A 24,704-nucleotide genomic window follows, 5' to 3' on the forward strand; every position below is an offset into this window, starting at 1 on the left:
GGTGTCCTTGGATGGGGCACCTTTCATTTAGCAAGAGGTGAGATAAAATGACCTTATCAATTAACAATATAAGTGTAGATATTCTAGGAAGTTCGATCCTTAAAAACATTAATTTTCAAACGAATAAGGGTGAAATTTTTTGCTTGATTGGAACTTCGGGTGCGGGGAAATCGACATTACTTCGGACATTAAATCGATTACAGTCGATTAGCAAAGGTGAAATTCATTTAAATGGACAATCAATATACAAAATGACACCTCAAAGTTTAAGAAAAAGTGCAGTAATGATCCTACAAACTCCTTCATTATTTGAAGGAACCGTTGAGGATAATATTTTGTTTGGAATCAAATTAAACGGTAGCTATGATAAGACAGATTCCAAAACAGTAGCGAAATCTTTATTAGAAAAAGTAGGATTAGAGACAAAATTACTTGATCGGAATGCTTCAACACTTTCGATTGGTCAACAGCAAAGAGTATCGATCGCAAGAGCAATAGCCATGAAACCAACTATTTTATTATGTGATGAAATTACTTCAGCATTAGATCCACAATCGACTCTACATATTCAGGAGCTTCTAGTAACTTTAAAAAGAGAAGAAAATTTAACGATTATTCTTGTTACACATAATATGGATCTAGTTCAACAAATAGCTGATCGAGTAGGGTTACTGATTGACGGTAAATTAGTAGAAGTGAGTACAGTTAATGAGTTTTTTAATAACCCAAGCACAGAATTAGGGAAAAATTTTCTTTCTACAATTGCTTAAAAGAGGTGAAATGATGGAAGGTAATTTGCATATTACTGGAGTATCTCTGACATTTTTATTAATTATTATTGCGATCGGAATATCCTATTATCAAAAACTTGGTGTTGAAAAAGACATTGGCGTTTCTTCAGTAAGGACCGTCATTCAATTAATGATAATGGGGTATGTACTTGAATACATACTGCAAATTGAGCATTTTTTAATTGTCATCATTATATTATTTTGTATGATTTTATTCGGTGCTTATACTTCGAGTAAAAGGTCACAACAAATTGAAGGAGCATTTTTTATTTCATTTATTAGTATTTTGCTAGGCGTCATGATTTCTTTAGGAGTCGTATTGATAGCAAACAAAATTGCGTTGAAAGCTCAGTATGTTATTCCGATTTCAAGTATGATTATTAGTACATCAATGAATGCAAATAGCTTAGCTTTAACAAGACTTAGGGCAGAAATTCAGGCAAGTAAAAATCAAATTGAAGCTGCATTATGCTTAGGGGCAACAACTAAACAAGCTTCAAATAATGTCATAAAAAATTCAATTAAAGCTGCTTTAATTCCATCAATTGATCGAGCTAAAACTGTCGGAATTGTTACTTTACCAGGCTCGATGACGGGAATGATTTTTGCTGGAATAAGTCCTTTATATGCGATTAAATATCAATTGCTAATAGAATGTATTTTAATTGGCGCAATTGCGATTAGTGTATTCTCCTCAACACTTCTATCCTATAGAAAATTCTTCACAAAAGACGATTCATTAAAATATGAAACGATAATAGAACAAGAATAAGGATTAGGGAGAAGGGGTAATTAAAAACTTTTCCTTCTCCCATTATGCTAAATATTATCCGATTACTCTTAATTGTACATCCATGTTTCCTCTAGTTGCTTTTGAATATGGACAAACGCCGTGGGCTGCTTTTACTAGTTCTACAGCTACTTCTGTTGGAACACCTTGCACTTTTACATCAAGTTGAGCAGCTAATTTGAATCCTCCATCAGCAGGGTCTTTACCAATTGTTATGTTTGCAGTAACTGATGTAGATTCTAATTTAATTTTTTGTTGGCGAGCTACTAAATTTAATGCACTGTCAAAGCAAGCTGAATAGCCAGCCGCAAAAAGTTGTTCTGGATTCGTTGCTCCACCTGGTCCGCCTAATTCCACTGGTGGTTTAAGTGATAAGTTAATAAAATCATCTGATGAAATAACTCTTCCGTCGCGTCCACCTGTTGCAGTTGCTGTAGCAGTATATAATTTTTCCATTATGTTCTCTCCTTAATAAAAATGATCTATTTTTTATCTTCATTTGCAGATTGAATTTTCTTTAATAAAGCTTTTGTTTGATTTAATACTGTTAAAAGTTCCTCTTTAGTGGTATTACTTTCCTTTAAAAATTTCTCGGGTATACAGAAAGCTTTTTCTTTTAATTTAGTACCTTTTTCAGTTAGTGTAATAAATACTTTTCTCTCATCATTTGAATCACGTTTACGGGAAATTAGTCCCGCAGATTCCATCCTTTTTAGCATTGGTGTAAGCGTACCTGAGTCTAAAAAAAGTGTCTCCCCAAGTTCTTTCACAGTTTGTTGGTCTTTTTCCCAAAGTGAAAGCAATGTAAGATATTGCGGGTACGTAATACCGATCCCATCTAAGATTGGACGATATAACTTAGTAATTTCTCGAGAACAAGCATAAATTGAAAAACATACCTGATTTTCTAGCAAAAGCTGATTTTCTTTATTCATTCGATCAACATCCTTCTATATTAGTTGTGCGCAACTTAATATGACACAATCATAATTGATAGAAAATAATTTTGCAAGTGATAATAACTATTATTTTTTACCAATTTATTTATTTTGATTAATAATTGAGTAAATTTGGAGTGGAAAATAGCCTATTCACAATAAAAAAGCCAGTCAATGTTCAATACATTAACTGGCTATAAATTTAATTTTTTCTAGACCTAGAAATTAATGAAGTTATTTGTAGCATTGTAATTGGTAAAGATGTTTTTTTATGATACGCCAAAAACTTAGGCGTCCATGAATTAACATATTTCTCTTTGAAACTTCTTAAACCTTGAAAGTGATATAAAAATTGTCCATATTGATAAATTTGCGCTGCAATTTTTTCACTTGTAAATGAATACTTAGATAGCCCCACGTTTGCTAAAGGTGTCATACCGACATTAAAATAATGAAAATTTCTGAACCTAAACCATTCAATTAAGTTAACAAACATAAAGTCCATAATTCCTTTTGGAGCGTCAACTCTATGACGCATTAAATCAATTGAAATCGTATGCTCATTATAGTTTGGCATAATGGATGCAAAAGCAATCATTTTATTTTCATTGTTTTTAATAATAGCTACTGGCGCAAGTTTGATGTAATCCTCATCAAAATAGCCAAGTGAAAACCCTTTTTCTTTTCGCCCTTTCAACCACTCTTGTGATAATTCCTTTAATTCCGTAAAGAATTCATTTGAATAAGGTGGTTCTATCATTTCAAAACTATATTCTTCGCGTTCAAATTTATTGTAAAGTGCACGAATTCCTTTATTACGTTTTCCAGATAAAGTGAAAGTTGATATATCAGTAAATCCTTCTTCACCAAGTTTAAAGAAATCAAATCCGTTTTCATGTAAATAGGAAAGTGAATTTGAGTTTACTTGGTAGAAGACGAGTGTATATCCAAATTGATCGGCATAGTTTAATAATTCTTCAATAGCAGGATATAAACGAGATTTTTCACCAACCGGGTCACCTAAAATAACTAATTTGTCTGCATATGGCTGAAAAATAAATAATACTGTCTCATCTTGAGCCCAGAATAAGTATTTATCATGTAAAAAAACCAAATGTGAAAGTTCTGTACCACCATACTTATTAAAATGTTCTTTTATTTTTTCTTCTTCAGCTTTTGTATTTATAAATTCAAATTGTTTTCTTTTAACTTTAAAAAATGCGATATAAAAAAATAGTAAAGCAGCTGCAAAACCAAGAACTGCACTAATCACGATATCTCTTGAATTAACAAGTATATAAGGTAAAAATTTAGCAGGTATTTTGACATTTGTTTGAGGTAGATTGATATAAGCAATAAGTAAATAACTACCTAAAAAGAAGAATAAAATAAAATTATCGACAATAAGCTTACCCCAAGTTAAAACGAAGCTTTCTCTATAAAATTGTTTCTTTGAAATAAATAATATAAAAGCAACTGCTAATACAAAAAGAGCTTCTTCATAATCTAATCCTTTTGAATACGTTGTAACTGCCCCAACAATTAGCATGAAAAGTGTAATATACCATGCTCTTTTATCTTTATAATCGATTCCCCGAGAGAGTCCTAGCAATGTAAAGCCTGCTGTAACCGAAATTAAATGTGAAATATTAATAATTGTCCAAGGTAAAATTAAATTTAAAAGACTAATTCTCAAAAGCACGCTTGGTACAGCAGCAGAAACTAATAGAATAACGCCAGATAAAAATATTAAAATCGTTAAAAGTTTATGCCCCAAATAAGTTGAAATTTGATTTGGAATATTATTAAATGATTGATTTATTTTATTCCATAATAATTTAAGAGCTAAAATAATACCGCAAGCAAACGGGAAAAAGAAATAACTGAAACGATAAATCAATAAAACAAGAAGTGTCGTTTCCTTATCGATTCCAAAGTATGTAAAACCTAATAGGAATATAAAATCAAAAGATCCAAGACCGCCTGGAATCATACTTAAAAGTGCTGCAACAGACGCGACTAAAAAAACAGGTAATACTTCTATGATTGAAATGTCGATATGTAAAAATAAACAAATGAAGTAAATGAATAATAAAATAAAAGACCATTCACATAAGGAAATGACAACCAATGAAAGCATATATTTTGCGGAAAAATTCTCCGAGAAAAAATTACGTTTTAAATAAACGACTAAAAACATTACCGGGAAATAACAAATTGCAATGATGATAGCGATATATAAATACTTATATTCATTTAAAAATGATAAATCGAAAATTCCAGTAAATAAAACTAAGCTCAATATCGATAATCCAGAAAGTAAGAATATCGTTACACTACTCACTGCTTTAACAATTTCGGGTCCGGTGCGATCTTTTCGATAAAATAGAGTTCGAATGGTAGTACCTGCAACCCCACCAAGACCAATTAGGTTTGAGGAAGTATTCGCAAGCCATGCTACCATTAATATTTTTCGAAAACTGAAATCTAATTTTAATAGTCTTACAAGTACGAAGTCATATAAAAACATTGGAGATACTGCTAAAATTCCTAATGCAAAAATCAAAAAGTACTGTATTAATGTAAGGGACTCCATATAGTTAAAGAACATTTTAAAGTCGAAGTTTAAAAGCACGTTTTTTCCAACAAATATAAATGTAACTAGTAATATTGAAATGAAAAATAGTTTAAATAAACCTACTTTACTAATCCGAATCTTATTCATAAGACACTCCTGAAGTTATTATTCAACAATTAAAATAATAGTTATTAGCTTTAGTATTCCATATTATTCCACTATTTAACAAGAAGAATATTAACACGTCCTAGAAAATTTAATAACTTATTATTTTGGAGATGAAAAGTTAATTAGATTTTAATTTTCAAGACTATTTTGTGATTAGTATTAATGAAAAAAAGACTTAGGTTTCCACTCGTTTTCTATGGAGCGAGGCCTAAGACACTTCCATTTTCCATTGGAGTCGGGGTATTAAAGTTCAATTATGAGAGGACTATTTTATGATTTATTGAATATCTATAAATGAAAATATTAAATGGGTTCAATAAAAAAAGGAAGACCTCTTATTTGAAAGAGAAGAAAATACTAACCTCTCTTGAAGAATATTTAAATGATCAAAAGAAAATGTTAAATAATGATTGGAGCCATCCAACACTAATTTTTTTCTAGATGGCTTTATAGCTGAATAAGAGTGTATTCGATGATGCTTGCATTGTATAAATTTGAAGGAAATATGTAAAGAATAAAATGTAAACTCGATTAAAGAGAGTAAGAATATTTAAAATAAATTTGATAGTAATATTACGGAACTTTTTCAAGGGGGAATTATAATTGAATATAACAAATGTTTTAATTATCCTTGGATTCATTTTTTTTGCCTTAATACTTTTAGTATTAATAGTAGGTATACTATATTTGTTTTTTATAGATCGAAGACAAAAGCAGCATCCAATACTCCGAAATTACCCAGTAATAGGACGAGTTAGGTACTTCTTAGAAACGATTGGACCTGAGTTACGTCAGTATTTATTTAACAATGACTTAGAAGGTAAACCTTTTTCTAGAGAAGAATATGAGCACATAGTCAAAAAAGCAAAATATAAACGAGATGTCCTTGGGTTTGGGTCTAAAAGAGACTTTGAAGAAAAAGGATATTATATTAGAAATTCGATGTTTCCAAAACTGTCAGAAGAATTAAAAATGGACCAGCAAATAAACGTAACAACAAATCGATATTTATTGATTAAAGAGCCTTTATTTACACAGAAGGAAGAAAGATTAGAGAAGAATGATTCACTTGCATTTTTATTGGATGATAGTGATGCAATTGTGATCGGTAAAAACACGAAGTATCCTTTTATTGTAAAAGGCCAGATTGGTATGTCTGCTATGAGCTATGGATCCTTAGGTGAAAAGGCTATTACTGCACTTTCAGAGGGATTAGCAATTGCGAAAGGGACATGGATGAATACAGGTGAGGGTGGTCTGTCTGAATACCATCTAAAGGGTGGCGTTGATATTATCATGCAAATCGGCCCAGGGTTATTCGGGGTTAGAGATAAAGAGGGGAATTTTAATTGGGATGCCTTGATAGAAAAAAGTAAAATTCCCGAAGTGAAAGCTTTTGAACTTAAATTAGCTCAAGGTGCCAAAACACGCGGTGGGCATATTGATGGGGAAAAGGTAACAGAGGAAATTGCAAGAATAAGAATGGTAGAACCGTTTAAATCAATTGATAGTCCTAATCGTTTTCGAGAGTTTCAGGACTTTCCTTCGTTGTTTGACTTTATGGAACAAATTCGAGAACAAACTGGAAAACCAGTAGGAATGAAAGTGGTTATTGGAAGTGGTCACGAAGCTGATGAATTAGCAAAACATATAAAAAGTACTGGGAAGGGCCCTGACTTTATTACTGTAGACGGTGGTGAAGGGGGAACTGGTGCCACTTACCAGGAACTGGCGGATAGTGTAGGGTTGCCAATTAAATCTGCACTACCTTTAATGGATCATGCTTTAAGAAAATATGGCGTACGTGATCAAGTTAAAATAATAGCTTCAGGAAAATTATTTTCGCCAGATCGAGTAGCAATTGCACTGGCAATGGGGGCTGACCTTGTTAATATCGCAAGAGGATTTATGATTACAATTGGTTGTATTCAAGCATTAAAATGCCACTCCAATGCATGTCCAGTCGGTGTGGCCACAACAGATCCTGATTTACAAAAAGCCCTTGTCATTGATGAAAAAAAATATCGAACAGCAAATTATCTAATTTCAATGCGTGAAGGTTTATTTCGGTTAGCTGCAGCTGCAGGTTTGGATTCTCCTGCCCACTTTCAAAGTGAACATGTCATTTATAAAGATGAAAAAGGGAAAGTGTGGTCACTGAAGGAAATTTATCAATCACTTGTAGAAAAAGTAGATTAAAAATAGTACCTTTACTTTACGTTTTTTTGCCACTAGACCGGACTTTAAAGAGAGACTACTTAGGTAGTCTTTTTGTGTGATGGATAGTCGCATAGGGTAAGGAGTCACGATATAAAAGTATATTAGCAATTGTTATGACTGTGATGTTCACCTAAAAATTTTTAAGCCGTGCTTATAGCCTATTCCGCAAACTCCCTAATCTACATATATTATAAAGATTTGAAAGCCCAAGATTGCATAATACGTTATTCAAAAGGGAGGAAAGTTAATATGAATTTCTACAACTATGTACCTTATAATCACAATGATTATTATAGAAATCCACAGCAAGCTGTAAATCCACAACAAATTCTAACAGTAATAAACCCAGCTGTTAGCCATGGATTAAAAGAAGCACAACACCTTGGCTATCAACATGCATTAACAGAAGCAGTTGCTATAGGTTACTTGATGGGAAAAGGTTACGACTATAATACTGCTTGGAAAACTGTTGAATCTTGGTGGAGACCACCAGGAACACCTATACCTACTCCATATTAAAAGTTAAAAAGTTATTTGAATAGTATCATAGTTAAAGAGAATTTTTGAGGAAGATTAATTTAGGAGATTCCTTTTTTGTGTTTGTGAATCTATATAAATAATACTTCATTTAGTAATTAGGACTCTATTATCGTTCATATGTAAAGTATAATTTAGATGGACAAAAAAAATCGACTGCAAAGTCGATTTTTTAATTGAGAAAATGGTAGGTATTTTGAAGAAGGTATTTGTTAACGAATATTGAATGATTAGTTACATATGCAAAAAATGTAAAATTTTAGATTTAAGTGAATACAAAGGAGGAATTACCCCTGAGCGAAATTGAACTGATTAATACATACAAAAACGAGCTTCAAAATTACTCATTGGAACAGTTAAGGTATAAATCTGAAGAGGAGGTTTGGTCTATTGGTCAAATGTATGACCATTTAATCATTTGTGCCCATGAATATCTAGATTGCATGGAAACTTGTGCCAACGTAAATGATGAACAACCCCTTGGAAAAACGGAATTTGGTGAGCAGTTATATAAAATTGGGGGATTTCCACCAATTAAAATTAGATTGCCAGATGAACTAAATGACCCACCTAATAATTCAGATAGCAAGGACGAGCTTATCAGCAGAATTAATCAAGTAATTCTAAGGTTGAGCCAATGGGAATCGAAAGTGGACCTTATCAACCCAAATTATAAAGTCCAGCATGGAGGGTTCGGATGGCTAAATGCAAGGGAATGGTATGATTTGGTTTATATGCATTTTCGTCATCACTTGCGCCAAAAAAGTGAGCTAGAACATAGGCTTGTTAAGTGACGGGCATTAGATGTGACTTTAAAATGCATTCTTTAAACTAACCGATATGATATTTTTAATTTTACGAGGAAATAAGGAATCTAAATAGATAGAAATATAAATTAAACAAAGAGACAATTAATTATAGGGAGTAAACAATGAATAAAAATCGGTTGGAAGCTTTTAGTGACGGTGTACTTGCTATTATTATTACAATTATGGTCCTAGAAATTAGGATTCCTCACAGTCCAAATATACAAGACTTATTACAACTTTTCCCAACCTTTCTTAGTTATTTACTTAGTTTCATTTATGTAGGGATTTACTGGAACAACCATCATCATATGATACACACTTTACAAAAGGTAACAGGATCGATAATGTGGGCAAATCTACATTTGCTTTTCTGGTTATCCTTAATTCCTTTTGCATCTGGTTGGATGGGAGAAAACCATTATAAACCTTATCCGACAATGCTTTATGGTGTAATACTCTTAATGGCAGCAATAGCTTACTTCATATTACAAGGTATAATTATCCAAAAAGAGGGAAAGAATTCAAAGTTAAAACAAGCAGTAGGTAATGATTGGAAAGGAAAAGTTTCAGTGGTTTGTTACTTATCTGCAGTTTGCACGTCTTTGATCTGGCCTTGGTTCGCTCAAATAATTTATGTAATCGTTGCAATTATGTGGTTATTACCGGATCGACGAATAGAGAAGGTTATGCAAAGTAAGTAAACAAAAAGTTTTTTATAAATTTATAAAAAAGTGAGGGAGTAGATTATGATGATAAAAGGTTTCGGGGGAATATTTTGGAGGACTAAAAATCTGGATGCTTTAAAAAAATGGTACAGTAAAGTGCTGAATGTTGAAATAGAAAATTGGAATGGGACTATTATTAAACCCGATTCTGAAAATGAAACGATCTTTTCTTTCTTTACGGAAGAAGACAATTATTTCCCAATAGAACAGCAAGTGATGTTAAATTTTCAAGTTTATAATCTAGACGAGACGATAAAGCATCTTGAGCAAGTTGGTGTACCTCTTGCAAAGGAAAAAGAGATTAGTGATTATGGTAAGTTTGCATGGATTAAAGATCCTGAAGGTAGATTGGTTGAACTTTGGGAGAAATAACCTGCGCTAAGAAAGGGTTGCTGCGGCAATCCTTTTTTTTATTTGTACTAGTGGTATTTTAGTTTAACAAGGAATAAAAAGAATCTCTATAGAATATTAGTTTATTTAGTAACTTCGAGTTTAGAGATTACTCAAAGGAGAATAAACTATGTCAGACTTATTTATTTTTTTGCCACTATTAATTCTAATTTTAATAATAGCTATTATTGTCTTCTTAATTAACAAATTTGCAAAGAAAAAGAATAAAAGCACAGGAAGAATTGTTGGAACCATCTTATTTATATATGTCACCTTTAATTTAATAGTGGGGGCAATTACTTATTTTAGTTAACGATTACATATGTAAACTGTGAATTAGGGTTTTATTAAAGAGATGGACTCATGCCCTCTTTTTGAGTAAGTGATATTGAACAACTTTCTTTCTAAAAATCAACTAGGAAAAGATTATTATAATGGTCATTTATTGGCCCAGCATTTTTAATCAAAAGACATATTAGTTTCTTTAAGTAGTAAAATAGTTTACAATTTAGTAGTTGAATTGTAATTTAAGTAATATACATAAAATTAAATGACCATAGATCGCTGAGTTTTAGTTGAGTGTTTCTCCTATTTATTAGAGACATTTCAATTTAGAAGCGGGGGAACCAATTTTTGTACAATTGTACTTGGGGGTGAATCCTTTTTAGGTAGGGCTACTTTTTAGGTCCGAATCCGACAGCTAACCTCGTAGGCGTGTAGGGAGAAGGTTTCCAAAATGATGTCTTTTTAAGGCACTGGAGATTTTCCTAGTGTCTTTTTTGCATTCAATTTTGATAAAGTAAGTGGGGGTTATGTAGTGCTAGAAATGTATATATTTGGCGGGATTCTTATTTTAACTATGTTAATAGCAGTATTTATGACTCGTAAGGATTCTGTAGTAGATGATGAAAATGGAAAATATAAATGTAGAAAGTCTGGGAATAGAAAAAGAATCGTTAGAGAGAGAAAATCAGGTAAAGTCGTGAGAATAGATTGATTAGTATTATAGAAGATCAAGAATTTAAAATAGGTCGATAAAATAGTTAAAATTTCCTTAAGAGAGTGGTCAATTAAGCCATTCTCTTTTTTATATAGTTAGTTTTGGTTTCATAATTCATATTTAGTTCATAATGAGTTTATATAATAAGTACATAATTATTTGTAAATGTAAGTAGGTGAATTTATTGAATCATGTAAAAGTATTAGTTGTCGATGATGATGCAAATATTCGGGAGTTAATCTCTATTTTTTTAAGTGGTGAAGGCTATACAGTTATTGAGGCTGAAAATGGTCAAGAAGCATTAACGTTGCTGGAAGAAAATAATATTCAAATAGTGGTAGTTGATGTGATGATGCCTGAAGTAGATGGATATGAGCTGACAAAAGAGGTTAAAAAGTATTATGATATTCCGATTTTAATGGTTACAGCAAAAGGTGAATCTCAAGATAAATTAAAAGGCTTTGATCTTGGGGTAGATGATTATGTTGTTAAGCCGTTTGATCCTTTGGAAATTGTAGCCCGCGTAAAAGCCCTATTAAGAAGATTTCAATTACTATCTGATAAAAATATCTTTGTAGGTAATTTAACGATTAATCAAGTTAAATATGAAATTACGGCGAATGATCAATCGATTACATTACCATTAAAGGAATTCGAATTATTGTTGAAGCTTGCAAGTCAAGCTGGAAGAATTTTTACGAGAAATGATTTGATTGAGCAAATATGGGGACTTGATTATGAAGGAGATGAACGCACAGTTGATGTGCATATAAAGAGAATACGAGAGCGTCTAAGAGAGTTAAAGGCTACAGTCGAAATCGTTACAATAAGAGGTTTAGGTTATAAATTAGAGGAAAATCACGCATGAAAAGCATGTATTCGAGATTGGTTTTAATCTTTATTTCAGTTATTTTATTGAGTTTAGTCATTACTTTTTTTATCGCTTCAAAATACTTTATAAAACATGTTGAAACAGAAGTACAAAGTGATTTAATTGATGTTGGAGAAAATTTTATTTCCATATATTCTAAACAAGATAATCAAAATGGAGTAGATGCGACCTTAAAAATTCTTAGTAAAAATTTTTATCTATCACTGTATGATGAGTCGGGTAAAATCGTTTTGAAAAATACAGCACTAAAAAAGAAGAATATAAAAAAAGAACAAGTATTAAATGTACTAAACAAAAGTGATGTTCAAACAAAAGGATATCTCATCGGTCTACCTTTTGAAAAAGATGGGCATCAATATGCTTTATTTATTCAGCCTAATATTGATCGTGGGTTCTTTAAAATGCGGAGAGTTTTATTTTTTAGTTTACTGACAACATTAATCATTGGATCAGTAACGTTTTTATTTGTTGCTAAGTTATTAGTAAAGCCAGTAAAAGAGCTAATTCGTGCTACAAAAGAACTGGCTAAAGGTAATTATGACGTTCAAGTAACGATTAAACGTAAGGATGAAATTGGATTACTTGCTTCAAACTTTAATTTGATGACGAATAAATTAAACAAGTTAGAAGAGATGAGAAGTGAATTTGTTTCAAATGTTTCGCATGAAATTCAATCACCGTTAACATCTATTAAGGGATTTGCAAAGGTTTTAAGAAAAAAGCAAATAACTGAAGAGAAAAAGGAACATTATTTATCCATTATTGAGGCAGAGAGTGAACGTCTTTCTATGATGAGTGAAAGATTATTAAAGTTAGCTTCATTAGACTCTGAGCAACATCCATTCCAGCCTACGACCTACAAATTAGATGAACAAATTCGAAAAATTATTTTGGCATTAGAGCCACATTGGGAAGGTAAAAAGCTTCAATTAGTTTTAAATTTGCCACAAACAGAAATAGTTGCGGATCGTTTACTACTTGAACAAGTTTGGATTAATTTACTTCAAAATGCGATTAAGTTCTCAAATATAGCTGGGTACATTAAAGTAGATATTTTGGAATTGGATCATAATATACACGTCATCATTAGCGATAATGGGCTAGGAATAAGTAAGGAAGATATTGAGCGGATATTTGAACGCTTTTATCAAGCAGACCGTTCAAGAAATAAAAAAGGAACCGGGCTTGGTCTTTCGATTGTACAAAAAATTATCGAAATACATCATGGGAAAATAGAGGTTGAAAGTGTGGTTGGAAAGGGAAGTAGCTTTACGATTATCCTTCCGAGAAACTTGTAAAAATAAAAAGTTAAAATTATGTTCTTAATTGTTCATATTCTGTTCATATTGATTTGATAAACTAATCACGTATTAGAATTGTAACGAATCGAAAGGGGAAATAGATACATTATGTTTGCAGGCTTAACGAAATTAAGTTTGAAGAACACAATATCAGTTATTATTTTAAGTGTTCTTGTTTTAATAGGGGGAATTTATTCTGCCCAAAAAATTCAAATTGAAACATTTCCTGATGTTTCATTTCCAGCTGTTGCAGTACAGGTAGTATACCCTGGTGCATCATCTGAGGATATAGAAACTGAGGTCACTAAACCAATCGAATCAGGTTTAATGAAGCTTGAAAACTATGATCAGTTAACAAGTACTTCAAGTGAAAATATGGCTTCAATCTTTTTGATTTATCCTTTTGGATCGGATATGGATAAAATTGAAAAAGACGTTGATAATGTAATCAATAAAACAAAGTTACCTGATAAAGCAGAAGCGACTGTTCAACGTATTGCGATGGATTCTGCTCCTATTTATCAAGTTGCGATTGCAAATAACGGACAAGTAAAAGATTTACAACAATCAATTGAAAAAGATTTACTTCCTCAAATTAAAAAAATCACTGGTGTTAGTGATGTAAGTCTTCAAGGAACAAAAGATGAAGAAATACAAATCGTTGTAGATAATACAAAGGCTGAAGAAAAAGGGATTTCTTTAGACACTATTAAAACGGCAATTCAAGGTCTAGATTATGCAGTGCCATTAGGATCTGTTGAGAATAATGGAAAAACAGTTTCTGTTCGCATGAAAGGTACGTTAAACTCAGTCGATCAAATCAAAAATACAGTTTTATCTAGTGCGGCTGCACAGGGTACACAAATGGGTACGATGACTCAAGGAGCACAACTAGGTAGAGGTGCAGGACAAGCACAAACAGTTACGCCAAAAAATGTTACGGTTGCTGACATTGCAGATGTAAAAGTAGTATCAGTTCAAGATCAAATTTCTAGATATAACGGAAAAGAAAGTTATATTTTATCTGTTTCTCAAACACAAGATTCAAATACAGCGGATGTAGCAACAGCTGTTAAAAAAGAAATTAAATCATTTAAGAAAGACAATAATGTAGAAACGCATGTCATTATGGATAACGGTAAAGAAATCGAGAAATCCGTTAGTTCTTTAATTAAAGAAGGTCTACTAGGTGCGTTATTTACAGTAGTCGTTATTCTGTTATTCTTAAGAAATATTAGAGCGACATTAATTTCAATTTTATCTTTACCAATTTCAATCTTTGCAACAATATCAGTATTAAATTCATTAGGTTATACATTGAACATTATGACTCTAGGTGGTCTAGTTGTTGCAATTGGACGTATTGTTGATGATAGTATCGTTGTAATTGAAAATATATACAGATGGAAACAACAAAAAAATAATCAATATAAGAGAAAAGAAATGGCATTATATGCAACTAAGGAAGTAATTGGTGCCATTGCATCATCTACATTTGCGACTGTAGTAGTATTTTTACCTTTAGCATTTGTAAGTGGTATTATTGGAGAATTCTTTAGACCATTTGCTATTTCAGTAGTAGTTTCTATTTTAACTTCACTAATTGTTGCGATCATTTTAATTCCAACATTAGGAGCAAAATTCTTATCAAAACCATTAAAAGAGCATAGTAATGATACGCGTTTTATGAGAGGTTACGAAAAGTTACTTCGTTCAGCACTAAAACGTAAATGGATTGTTATCTTATTATCAATCGTTTTATTAGCTGGTTCATTATCGATGATTCCTTTATTAGGATTCTCATTCTTACCAGGTAGTGTAAATAAAACACTTCAAGTGACAGCAACTCTTCCATCAAATAGTACTGTGGACCAATCAAATGTAGTTGCAAAAGAATTAGAAAAATACTTTGCAGATTCAGACCTAATTGACAGTGTACAAGCTACTGTTGGTGGTAAACGTGATTTTATGATGAATATGGATGGTGGCAAAAATAAAGCGATCTTCCAAATCAATCTAAAAGATGGAAAGAACATGGATAAAGAACTTTCAAAAATCAACAAAGAAGTTCCTTCAATTGTTGATGCGAAAGTAAAAGGTACAACAATCACAGCAAAAGAACTTTCTCAAAATGGTCCTCCAACAGGGAACAATATTGAAGTAAATTTATATTCTGCTAACTTTAATGATTTAAAAGAAGCAGCATCAAAAATTGAAAAAGAATTAAATAGTGATGATCGTCTAAAAAATGTTTCTAATAATTTAAAAGATGTACAACCTAAATTAGAAATTACATTAAACGATAAAGCACACGATGAAAATATTTCAATGTTCCAAGTTATGGGAGCTATTAATGAAAAAATTAACGACGTTGAAATCGGTGATTACGATTTAAACGGAGAAACAAATAAGCTTACTGTAGGTTATAAAAATAAAGCAACTTCAAAAGAAGATATTGAAAAAATTAAATTTATGACTGCAACAGGTCCAAAAGAAATTAAAGACTATGTAACAATTTCTCAAAAGGATGCACCAGTTTCTATCAACCATGATGATGGAAAAATGTTTGCATCAGTAAGTGCAGAAGTAAAAGGTAAAGACACTGCAGCAATTACAAAAGATGTAACAAGTCACTTAAATAAAATTGATTTACCAAAAAGCGTCGATATGAAAATTGGCGGCGGTTTAGATATGATTACAGATGGATTCAGCAGTTTAGGAATAGCAATGGTAGTTGCTGTTGGATTAGTATTCTTAATCATGAGTATGACATTTGGTGGCTTAAGAACACCGTTTGTTATTTTAACATCATTAATCTTTGTACCAATCGGAGCTTTCTTAGCGTTATTTATTGGCAAACAAACACTATCAATGAGTGCAATGATCGGACTATTAATGTTGATCGGTATTGTTGTAACGAATGCGGTTGTATTATTAGACCGAGTTGAACATAACCGTAAAAATGGATTAGATGTAACTGACGCATTAATTGAAGCTTCAAAGACAAGATTACGTCCAATCTTAATGACAGCATTAGCGACAATCCTTGCATTAGTACCAATGGCCCTTTCAAATTCAACTTCTGGCTTAATTTCGAAAGGATTAGCAGTAACTGTAATTGGTGGTTTAACAACTTCTACATTCTTAACACTAATCATCATTCCAGTTATTTATAAGTTAGTAAGCAAAAAGAAAAAGATTGAAGAATAAATGATGAAGAGTGCCTCACATAAATAGTGGGGCACTTTTTTGTATTTAAAATAAAACTCTGTTAAATGAAAAACTAAAAAAGAGGCTGTCTAATAAGACAACCTTTAGGCAATATCTTACTATCTACTTCTACAGAACCCAAAACAAAAAAGAGCTTAGGCATAAACTCTGCCTAAGCTCCTCTTATTATTTAGGTTCATAATCAAAATGTAATTCATTATTTTCATTTACAATTACATTTAAATTATAATCTTTAAAATACCATAGATCTGTTTCGTTAATAAAATAGACTACGTTATCAATTGAAATAGATTCTCCGATATCCACTGGTTGTTCTTTAGTAACACCTAATGAATAGCCTTTATGTATTGTACTATTTCCACCATATCGCGCGAAAAAACGAATTGTATCTCCTTCTTTTACATTCATCTCATCTTGAAACCATTTTAATGCATCTTCGGAAATTGTAATTTTCATTGTAACCGACCTTTCTTTATCTTATAAAAATATTATAGTATGAATGTGAAAAACTATACAGAAAAGTGATGTTAAGTGCAAAAAGTGTAACTAAAATAAAGAAGAAAACCCACATTAGCTTGCAGGTTTTCTTCTATAATTGAAGTATTTAAAGACAGGCGTATCAGACAAAACTATCCTATTTTTTGAAAAATGATAGTATGTTGTTTTTAAATAAAATAAATAGTGATATGACGACGAATCCATAATAGACGATTTGTTCAACTAGTGGGGTAGCATCGATAAAAGAGAAAAGACCTTCAGTGAATACTTTACCTCCAAAGAAAATTAATAAAATACCCAACAATGTAAAAATCACTTTAATATTTAAATTAAGTGTAGTTTTAATAAATAAATATGCGATTAAGACAGATGCAATAATTCCTAGTAAAATAGAAATCATACCAACAAGGGCGATTGTATGTGCATTTGATAAAACAAACAGAACTAGCTCTAAGCCTTCGCGGATCACAAATACGCTTGCCATTAAAAATAATGAAATACTACTATCCATAATTTTAACTTCTGATTTTAGTTTATCTGAAATATTAATGCTACTTTGACTACTTAACCAGTAAATGAAATAGAAGATTAGCAATGCTGCAATTAATTGGATTACACCTTCGATTGTATGCTCAACATTTCCATCTAGTTCACCGAATGTTGAAAATAAGAAAAAGCCAGCAAAAATACTAACTACTACTCCAAGTATTGTTCCGTATACTACTGATTTAATTAAATGCTCTTTTTTACTCTGAATTAAAGTAATGAGTAAGTACCCGATTACTAATGAAACCTCAAGGCCTTCTCGTAAAGCTATTAAAAAATTAGCATTCAATTCACTATCATCCTCCCGATTATATTTAAATCTACTAACTAGACTATTCTTTACTAGTAGAAACGGACACTATTTTATTAATAAATAGGCTTAATAAGTTATGTGGTAAAATTAATATAAAAAATCCCAAAACGTGAATTAGAAGGGGAAAAAATGGAATCTTTTACAAGTAGAGCGATTGAAATTATTAAAAATATACCACCAGGAAAAATAATGACATACGGACAAGTTGCAAAATTAGCGGGAAGTCCAAAAGGAGCTAGACAGGTTGTAAGAATCTTACACTCGATGGGCCAAAAATACCAATTGCCATGGCATAGAGTTATAAATGCTAAAGGTGAAATAGGGATCCAAGATGAAGAAGGATTTTTAAAGCAAAAGCGTTTGCTCCAAGACGAAGGGGTCAAATTTACGAGCGAGAGAAACATTAACTTGAAGGAATATCAAGTAAGTGTAGTTCTTGAGAAAGAAGATGTAGATTTAATTTAGGATGAAAGAAAAGGTGCATTCTAACTAAATAGATTTAGAATGAAATTGCTACTCAAAATTCATTAATAAATGGATTTTGGGTATTTTTTTCACTTTAAGAAATATGGTGAGTGCTCAATGTAGTAACCAATTCTATGAATAAAGTATAAGTGCAACTAAGTCTTTGTCTAAAAGCTCGTCAATCGACGAGTTTTCTTTATATGAAAATGCCAATAATTAAAACATTGTTACGCACAATATTGTTGTGAAATTGGAAAAGTGTTTTGTCGAATGTGTTACGTTTGAATACTTTACAACGAAACATTGTTTTGTTATACTCATGTCAGGAGGAATGTCATATGAGTGAAGAATTAATTTCCAAAAAAGATTTACTACAACTTACAGGCATATCGTACGGACAGCTTTATAGATGGAAAAGGAAAAACATCATTCCTGAAGAGTGGTTTATGAAAAAATCAAGCTTTACTGGACAGGAAACGTTTTTTCCAAAACAGAGAATTTTGGATCGGATTGAAAAAATAAAAGAGTTGAAGGATGATCAATCATTAGATGATATTGCTAGAGTGTTTTCAATCAATGAAGAAATCGTTTCTGATCGTGGGAATGCTACTTTATCTTTGGAGCAAATCCCTAAACAAGTCGTACAAATATATCAATCACTTTTTCCAAATACTAAATTAGAGCATTTAGGTACGGTTCAACTATGTTCATTACTTTTTGTAAACGAGTGGCTTTCAAATGGAAGTGTAACAATAGATGAAATAACGCAATTTTTAAATTTGGTTGAAACGCATAAAAACCAAATTAACATGGATGAAGCGACTGTCATTTATATTCGAAAATTTGGTATGGGTACATGGATTATTGGAAATCAACATGAAACGTTTGTTGATCAAAAGGATTCCATCTTAATCAATGTTACTCTCTCTAGCTATTTAAATAAATTGATTAAATAAATTATGGAGGAGAGATTATTGTGAGCGTGCAATCAAAGCAGAATGCAATTATTAACGGTTCAGGAACAATTGGTACTGGCAAATATGATGACGTTAGAATTAGTGGAAGCGGACGCATACTTGGTGATATTTTTTGTCATGAAGTGAAAGTAAGTGGCTCAGCAAAATTCAATGGAAAAGTCGAAACTGAATATTTTAACTGCAGTGGGAGCGCTAAATGTCTAGGTGATGTTGATGCAAAAAAAATGAGTGTCAGTGGATCGGCTTCGATTGATGGAAAAGTTTCTGGTGGAGATGTGAATGTTAGCGGTAGCTTTAAAACAAAGGGCGACTTAAATGTTCAGAGTATTAATGTTTCAGGTTCAATGAAAACGACGGGAATAGTGAAAGCAGAAGTAATTACTGTAAAAGGGTCGCTTTCTACAGAAAAAGGGTCTGAATGTGAAGTATTTACAGCTAAAGGTCACTTATCAATGAATGGTTTATTAAATGCAGAAAACGTAAAAATTACCCATGGTGGATTTGGCTATTTACCTCATAATGGATTTAGCTATATACCTGAAATTGGTGGAGAAACAATTGAAATTAGTCGATTTGATGACAATAATCTATTTTCACGTGTTTTTACTAAACTTTTTAACAATCGAATGAACTTCAAATCAGATGTAATTGAGGGAAGTGCTGTAAAGATTGATTACACGACAGCAAGTGTAGTAAGAGGTGATGCTGTAACAATTGGACCAAAATGTGTAATCGACCTTGTAGAATATACAGAAGATGTTCAAATTCATCCTTCAGCAAAAGTAAAGGATGTAAAGAAATTAGAAATATAAGTGGCTTAAGGGATATCCTAAGTTGCTTTTTTTTTGTGAAAACGATTTTTAAATAAGGCAGCTAGGAAGTTAGAATTGAAAGTTCTCTCTATTTCGGTTATTGAACTATAGTTAGTTGAATGTTAAGATAATAATGTGCAAACGGTTGCAATAAAATTGTACTTAATTTTTATTGAAGACTACTAATATGATCGATAATGAAAACGCTTTTATGCATTTGGAGGAGAGAGATTATGACAAATCAAAGTTGGTGGAAGGAAGCGGTTGCTTACCAAATTTATCCACGTAGCTTTATGGATTCAAATGGTGATGGAATTGGTGATTTAAGAGGTGTAATTTCGAAATTAGATTATTTAAAAGAACTTGGTATTGATGTAATTTGGATCTGTCCATTTTACAAATCACCAAATGATGATAATGGTTACGATATCTCAGACTATCAGGACATTATGGATGAGTTTGGCACAATGGCTGATTTTGATGAGTTATTAGAGAATGTTCACGAAAGAGGAATGAAGTTAATTTTAGATTTAGTAGTCAATCATACAAGTGATGAGCATCCTTGGTTTTTAGAATCTAAAAAATCAAAAGATAATCCTTATAGAGACTACTATATTTGGAGAGAAGGAAAAAAATCAGGCCAAGAGCCGAATAACTGGGAAAGTATTTTCGGTGGATCTGCTTGGGAATATGATGAAGCAACGGATGAATATTTCTTACATTTATTCTCAAAAAAGCAGCCTGATTTAAATTGGGAGAACAAAGAAGTAAGACAAAAAGTCTATGACATGATTAATTGGTGGTTAGATAAAGGAATCGACGGTTTCCGAGTAGACGCGATTAGTCATATAAGAAAACGACCAGGTTTTCCAGATATGCCAAATCCGAAGAAAGAGAAATATGTGGCAAGCTTTGATATGCACATGAATCAAGAGGGAATTCACAAATATCTGGATGAGCTAAAACGTGAAACATTTGATAAATATGACATCATGACAGTTGGAGAAGCAAATGGTGTAACAACGAAAGATGCACATCTGTGGGTTGGAGAAAAACAAGGTAAGTTCAATATGATTTTCCAATTCGAAAGTTTAGATCTTTGGAAGAAAACCGATGAATCAGAAACTTCGATCGCCGATTTAAAAGAAGTACTTACTAAATGGCAAACTGGATTAGAGGGATATGGATGGAATGCATTATTTATTGAGAACCATGATATACCTAGAGCAGTCAGTACATTAGGAAATGATGATGAAGCATTTTGGGAAATTTCAGCAAAAGCTATTGGAGTAATGTATTTCTTTATGCAAGGAACGCCATTCATTTACCAAGGGCAAGAAATTGGAATGACAAATGTTCACTACACATCAATCAACGATTATAATGATGTAAGTGCAAAAAATATGTATAATACAATGATTGAAAATGGTTCGACTGAACAAGATGTTCTAGATATTTTATGGAAAACAGGCCGTGATAATTCTCGCACACCTATGCAATGGAACAGTACAAAGAATGCTGGATTTACAACGGGTAAACCTTGGCTTAAAACGAATGATAACTTTAATGAAATAAATGTTGAAATCCAAGAAATAGATGCAGACTCTATTTTATCATTCTATAAAAACATGATTACATTACGTAAAGAAAATAAAGCACTAGTTTATGCACCGTATGAATATCTAGACGTTAAAAATGAACCTGTTTATGCATACACTCGAAATGGTGAAAAAGAAACATTCTTAGTGATTACTAATTTATCATCAGAGAAACAAAAATTTACTTTACCGAAAGAACTTACGGAAAAGCATGCACAATTAAGTTTGACGAACATTGAATTAACAGATCATCAATTAGTTGAAAACATGGAATTTAAACCTTTTGAAGCTAGAGTCTATCGTTTAATTTAATTATTTTATATAGTATTTACTGAACAGACTGTCACATGACAGTCTGTTTTCATTTTATACAGGATGATTGCTTTCCATGGGTCAAATCTGTGGAGGTGCAAAGAAAAAGGCTGAAACTCAATTAAATTTGGCAAATCTTCAAATAAAAAAGTCAAACCTGCAATATAAACTTTGAAAACCGCAAATAGGGCTATGAAACAAGAGCTAATAGAGTAATATAATCAAAAAAATAGAAGAAATAACATTAAATTAGACTTTGAACCAACCAAAACTAAACATAATCCAGTAAAACAAATGAAATCTTCTCAATAATTGTCAAAGAATGATCCGAACTTTTTAACACTAGATTTCACCGTAAAATTAAGTAAGAACACGCCTACATAACGGGGTGCACAACTTGATGAATTAGGGGCAATTAATGTTCAAATTTTTCAATACCCTAAAAAATGGCTGTCGAATGATCGTCATTTTTTGCTGCATATTTTTGGCAAAAAACTACAAGGATTTATAGTATTACAAACACTTCGACAATTTGTAACACTCCTGTAATGGCTTTCAAAATTGTATTTTGTTAGACTTACATTATCAATGAAGGGGGAGAAAGAGATGAAAAAGCAAATCCTTATAGCTTTCGTATGCTTACTGAGCATGGTATTTTTTACGACTAAATCACAAGCAGCATCTACATATAACCCATACTCAAAGAAAAATCAGGTAACAAAAATCGCTAAACAATATACTGGCGTGCCATATCGTTTTGGTGGTACAAGTACTAAAGGTTTTGACTGTTCAGGTTACGTAGGGTATGTATACAAAAAAGTAGGTACTACATTACCTCGAACTGCTTCGTCAATGTATACTGTCAGCTCAATTGTTAGAAAGCCTGTTCCTGGAGATTTAGTTTTTTTCAAAAATACATACAAAAAAGGTATTAGCCATGTAGGAATTTTCATGGGAAATAATAATTTTATTTCGGCGACTTCAAGTAAGGGAGTAGCTGTTGTAAGTCTTTCTAATTCATATTGGAAACCGAAATTCGCTGGCTCAGGTAGTGTAATTAAATAAACATAATTATAAATGCAATTTACTTTTTTTAAGAATGGTAGATTGCTTTTTTTTGTACTTTAAGAAAGTATAGATTGGCAGCGAGGAGGAGTATTCTACGCATTATCAATTTTAGGAATAAAGTAAAAGTGGAACTACGCCCCTGGCTCCGCCAATTGGCAAGTTTCCTTTATCTTTTCATAAAGTTTTCTTTTTTAATAAATAAGTAGGTTATGTTCCAATGATATAATGACCTTTAACTAAACTAGTTGAATGACTATAAAGGAGCTGATAATCATAGCATTAGTCTATTTTACTTTTTTTTTATTAGGCATAGTATTTGGTTCTTTTTTTAATGTTGTGGGGTTAAGAGTACCAATCGGGAAATCGATTATTTCACCGGGTTCCTCATGTTCAAATTGCGGACATAAATTGAGTTCCATAGAATTAATACCGGTATTTTCGTTTTTACTCCAAAGAGGGAAATGTCGAAGTTGCGGGATGCTAATTTCCAAACTATATCTATTAATTGAAATTCTAACAGGTATGTTATTCGTTTTATCCATTTATGAAACTGGTTTTCATAAAGAGTTAATGATCGCTCTTTCGATAATATCTTTATTAATCATTATTGTTGTTTCAGATGTGAACTATATGATTATTCCTAATCGGATTCTACTAATCTTTTTATTTATTTTTAGTTTTGAACGAACCTTATTTCCTTTGGACCCTTGGTGGAGTAGTATAGTAGGAGCTTCAGGAGCATTCTTGGTTTTGCTTCTAATTAATCTGATTAGTAAAGGTGGTATGGGAGGGGGAGACATAAAGTTATTTAGTGTCCTAGGAATAATTTTAGGTTGGAAACTAACACTCATTGCATTTATGCTTGCATGTTTTTCAGGCGGTATTTACGGGTTAGTTGTAATATTGTCCGGAAAATTAAAGCAACGAAATCCGATTCCATTTGGTCCATTCATCTCAATGGGTGGATTAATTAGTTATTTTTATTGTGAAAATCTATTAGAATTTTACTATATAATGTTTTATTAAGCTGATAAATAAAAAGGCTATTTAATTGAAGAATTCTTCAACTAAATAACCCGTACTTTTACTTTGAGAATAATTTCTCTTCTACACTATTAATAACTGAATTCCAATATTTTTTGTCTTCAACGAAGTTTGTTCGAATCGCTTTAAAAACAGCAGTTTGTTTTTCTTGGAAATTCGGATCATCTTTATCTGGAAGCTCTTTTTTCATTTCAACTACAATTTCTTCAATCTCCGCAGAACGTGGGCCCCATACATTTACTTCATTCCCTTTTTCATCCATAAAAACAAAAATTGGAATAGAACGAGATTTACCATTGGTTAAATATTGATCCATTAATTCTATGTTTTCATCTCGAATTAGGAATCTAGTATCTATATTTGCTTTTTCCATCATTTTCTGAATAACTGGTACATTAAGTAATGCATCTCCACACCAATCTGCAGTTAAGGTAACAACCTTCCAATGACGATTCTTTAATTGTTCAAGTTTTGCTTGTGTACTTTCAGGAATCGTAACTTCATTATAGATTTTTAGAAGTTCTTCTTTATTCACATTCATTGCTTCTACATATTCTTGAAAAGTCATGCCTTTTTCGAACCAAGAATTTAATGACATTTCCATACACTCCTTTAATGTTAATAAATAGTATTATACCCTATTCGTCATAAGAAGGAATGCAATAAGACTTGCAGAATTAATATACAGTATGTATTTTAAA

The 24,704-nt window shown here is 31.8% G+C and carries 24 protein-coding genes and 1 riboswitch; of the genes, 18 read left to right on the plus strand and 6 right to left on the minus strand.

What is annotated here, in order from left to right:
• Positions 1 to 47: 47 nt before the first annotated feature.
• Together COI44_RS06890 and COI44_RS06895 are read left to right on the plus strand one after the other, a co-directional pair.
• Entirely contained in the window at positions 48 to 770 is a 723-nt protein-coding gene (locus tag COI44_RS06890) for a phosphate ABC transporter ATP-binding protein (RefSeq protein WP_098427253.1), read from the plus strand.
• Positions 771 to 783: 13 nt separating this feature from the next.
• Entirely contained in the window at positions 784 to 1,563 is a 780-nt protein-coding gene (locus COI44_RS06895) for an ABC transporter permease (protein WP_179887035.1), read from the plus strand.
• A 54-nt stretch (positions 1,564 to 1,617) separates the two neighbouring features.
• Here the strand turns inward: COI44_RS06895 and COI44_RS06900 are convergent, their stop codons facing one another.
• The 3 genes from COI44_RS06900 to mprF all read right to left on the minus strand — a co-directional run bounded on the left by COI44_RS06900 (position 1,618) and on the right by mprF (position 5,244).
• On the minus strand, positions 1,618 to 2,037 hold the full coding sequence (locus COI44_RS06900; protein ID WP_097976564.1) for an organic hydroperoxide resistance protein: 420 nt from the start codon (positions 2,035 to 2,037) through the stop codon (positions 1,618 to 1,620).
• A 26-nt stretch (positions 2,038 to 2,063) separates the two neighbouring features.
• Positions 2,064 to 2,516 carry a MarR family winged helix-turn-helix transcriptional regulator gene (locus COI44_RS06905; RefSeq protein ID WP_098427255.1) on the minus strand — a complete coding sequence of 151 codons (453 nt, stop codon included), beginning with the start codon at positions 2,514 to 2,516 and terminating at the stop codon, positions 2,064 to 2,066.
• 205 nt (positions 2,517 to 2,721) lie between these two features.
• Positions 2,722 to 5,244: a bifunctional lysylphosphatidylglycerol flippase/synthetase MprF gene (gene mprF / locus COI44_RS06910; protein WP_098427256.1), complete on the minus strand. Its 2,523-nt coding sequence runs from the start codon at positions 5,242 to 5,244 to the stop codon at positions 2,722 to 2,724.
• A 624-nt stretch (positions 5,245 to 5,868) separates the two neighbouring features.
• Here mprF and COI44_RS06915 point away from each other — a divergent pair.
• The 10 genes from COI44_RS06915 to COI44_RS06960 all read left to right on the plus strand — a co-directional run bounded on the left by COI44_RS06915 (position 5,869) and on the right by COI44_RS06960 (position 16,349).
• Positions 5,869 to 7,464 (plus strand): FMN-binding glutamate synthase family protein, encoded by a 1,596-nt coding sequence (locus COI44_RS06915; RefSeq protein ID WP_098427257.1) that lies wholly within the window; start codon positions 5,869 to 5,871, stop codon positions 7,462 to 7,464.
• A 270-nt stretch (positions 7,465 to 7,734) separates the two neighbouring features.
• Entirely contained in the window at positions 7,735 to 8,004 is a 270-nt protein-coding gene (locus tag COI44_RS06920; RefSeq protein WP_098427258.1) for a hypothetical protein, read from the plus strand.
• Between the two features lie 287 nt (positions 8,005 to 8,291).
• A complete protein-coding gene (locus COI44_RS06925) occupies positions 8,292 to 8,816 on the plus strand; it encodes a DinB family protein (protein ID WP_286163799.1) in 525 nt (174 codons plus the stop codon).
• 137 nt (positions 8,817 to 8,953) lie between these two features.
• Complete coding sequence (locus tag COI44_RS06930) at positions 8,954 to 9,532, plus strand: TMEM175 family protein (protein WP_098427259.1); 579 nt, start codon at positions 8,954 to 8,956, stop codon at positions 9,530 to 9,532.
• Between the two features lie 48 nt (positions 9,533 to 9,580).
• Entirely contained in the window at positions 9,581 to 9,928 is a 348-nt protein-coding gene (locus COI44_RS06935) for a VOC family protein (RefSeq protein WP_098427260.1), read from the plus strand.
• Positions 9,929 to 10,076: 148 nt separating this feature from the next.
• Entirely contained in the window at positions 10,077 to 10,259 is a 183-nt protein-coding gene (locus COI44_RS06940) for a hypothetical protein (protein ID WP_098427261.1), read from the plus strand.
• 276 nt (positions 10,260 to 10,535) lie between these two features.
• Positions 10,536 to 10,675, plus strand: a riboswitch (cyclic di-AMP (ydaO/yuaA leader).
• A gap of 88 nt (positions 10,676 to 10,763) precedes the next feature.
• Positions 10,764 to 10,943 carry a hypothetical protein gene (locus COI44_RS06945; protein ID WP_098427262.1) on the plus strand — a complete coding sequence of 60 codons (180 nt, stop codon included), beginning with the start codon at positions 10,764 to 10,766 and terminating at the stop codon, positions 10,941 to 10,943.
• A 187-nt stretch (positions 10,944 to 11,130) separates the two neighbouring features.
• Entirely contained in the window at positions 11,131 to 11,814 is a 684-nt protein-coding gene (locus tag COI44_RS06950; protein WP_098427263.1) for a response regulator transcription factor, read from the plus strand.
• Entirely contained in the window at positions 11,811 to 13,136 is a 1,326-nt protein-coding gene (locus COI44_RS06955) for a sensor histidine kinase (protein WP_098427264.1), read from the plus strand. Before COI44_RS06950 ends, COI44_RS06955 begins: the two co-directional genes overlap by 4 nt.
• 111 nt (positions 13,137 to 13,247) lie before the next feature.
• Positions 13,248 to 16,349 (plus strand): efflux RND transporter permease subunit, encoded by a 3,102-nt coding sequence (locus COI44_RS06960; protein WP_098427265.1) that lies wholly within the window; start codon positions 13,248 to 13,250, stop codon positions 16,347 to 16,349.
• Between the two features lie 186 nt (positions 16,350 to 16,535).
• Here the strand turns inward: COI44_RS06960 and COI44_RS06965 are convergent, their stop codons facing one another.
• Together COI44_RS06965 and COI44_RS06970 are read right to left on the minus strand one after the other, a co-directional pair.
• Positions 16,536 to 16,826 carry a HesB/YadR/YfhF family protein gene (locus COI44_RS06965; RefSeq protein WP_098427266.1) on the minus strand — a complete coding sequence of 97 codons (291 nt, stop codon included), beginning with the start codon at positions 16,824 to 16,826 and terminating at the stop codon, positions 16,536 to 16,538.
• A 178-nt stretch (positions 16,827 to 17,004) separates the two neighbouring features.
• Positions 17,005 to 17,703: an FTR1 family protein gene (locus COI44_RS06970; protein ID WP_098427267.1), complete on the minus strand. Its 699-nt coding sequence runs from the start codon at positions 17,701 to 17,703 to the stop codon at positions 17,005 to 17,007.
• A 153-nt stretch (positions 17,704 to 17,856) separates the two neighbouring features.
• On the opposite strand from COI44_RS06970, the gene COI44_RS06975 reads away from it, so the two are divergent.
• From COI44_RS06975 to COI44_RS07000, 6 genes are all read left to right on the plus strand, one after another.
• Positions 17,857 to 18,192: an MGMT family protein gene (locus tag COI44_RS06975; protein WP_098427268.1), complete on the plus strand. Its 336-nt coding sequence runs from the start codon at positions 17,857 to 17,859 to the stop codon at positions 18,190 to 18,192.
• A 338-nt stretch (positions 18,193 to 18,530) separates the two neighbouring features.
• Complete coding sequence (locus COI44_RS06980) at positions 18,531 to 19,148, plus strand: DUF4004 family protein (RefSeq protein ID WP_098427269.1); 618 nt, start codon at positions 18,531 to 18,533, stop codon at positions 19,146 to 19,148.
• Positions 19,149 to 19,168: 20 nt separating this feature from the next.
• A complete protein-coding gene (locus tag COI44_RS06985; RefSeq protein WP_179887036.1) occupies positions 19,169 to 19,981 on the plus strand; it encodes a polymer-forming cytoskeletal protein in 813 nt (270 codons plus the stop codon).
• Positions 19,982 to 20,214: 233 nt separating this feature from the next.
• Complete coding sequence (locus COI44_RS06990; RefSeq protein WP_098427271.1) at positions 20,215 to 21,891, plus strand: glycoside hydrolase family 13 protein; 1,677 nt, start codon at positions 20,215 to 20,217, stop codon at positions 21,889 to 21,891.
• Positions 21,892 to 22,497: 606 nt separating this feature from the next.
• Positions 22,498 to 22,956 (plus strand): C40 family peptidase, encoded by a 459-nt coding sequence (locus COI44_RS06995; RefSeq protein ID WP_098427272.1) that lies wholly within the window; start codon positions 22,498 to 22,500, stop codon positions 22,954 to 22,956.
• A gap of 252 nt (positions 22,957 to 23,208) precedes the next feature.
• Entirely contained in the window at positions 23,209 to 23,985 is a 777-nt protein-coding gene (locus tag COI44_RS07000) for a prepilin peptidase (RefSeq protein ID WP_098427273.1), read from the plus strand.
• Positions 23,986 to 24,043: 58 nt separating this feature from the next.
• Here the strand turns inward: COI44_RS07000 and COI44_RS07005 are convergent, their stop codons facing one another.
• Entirely contained in the window at positions 24,044 to 24,601 is a 558-nt protein-coding gene (locus tag COI44_RS07005) for a thioredoxin family protein (protein ID WP_098427274.1), read from the minus strand.
• Positions 24,602 to 24,704 lie beyond the last annotated feature (103 nt).

The organism is Bacillus sp. AFS088145 (assembly GCF_002564465.1).
Classification (GTDB): Bacteria; Bacillota; Bacilli; order Bacillales; family Bacillaceae_G; genus Gottfriedia.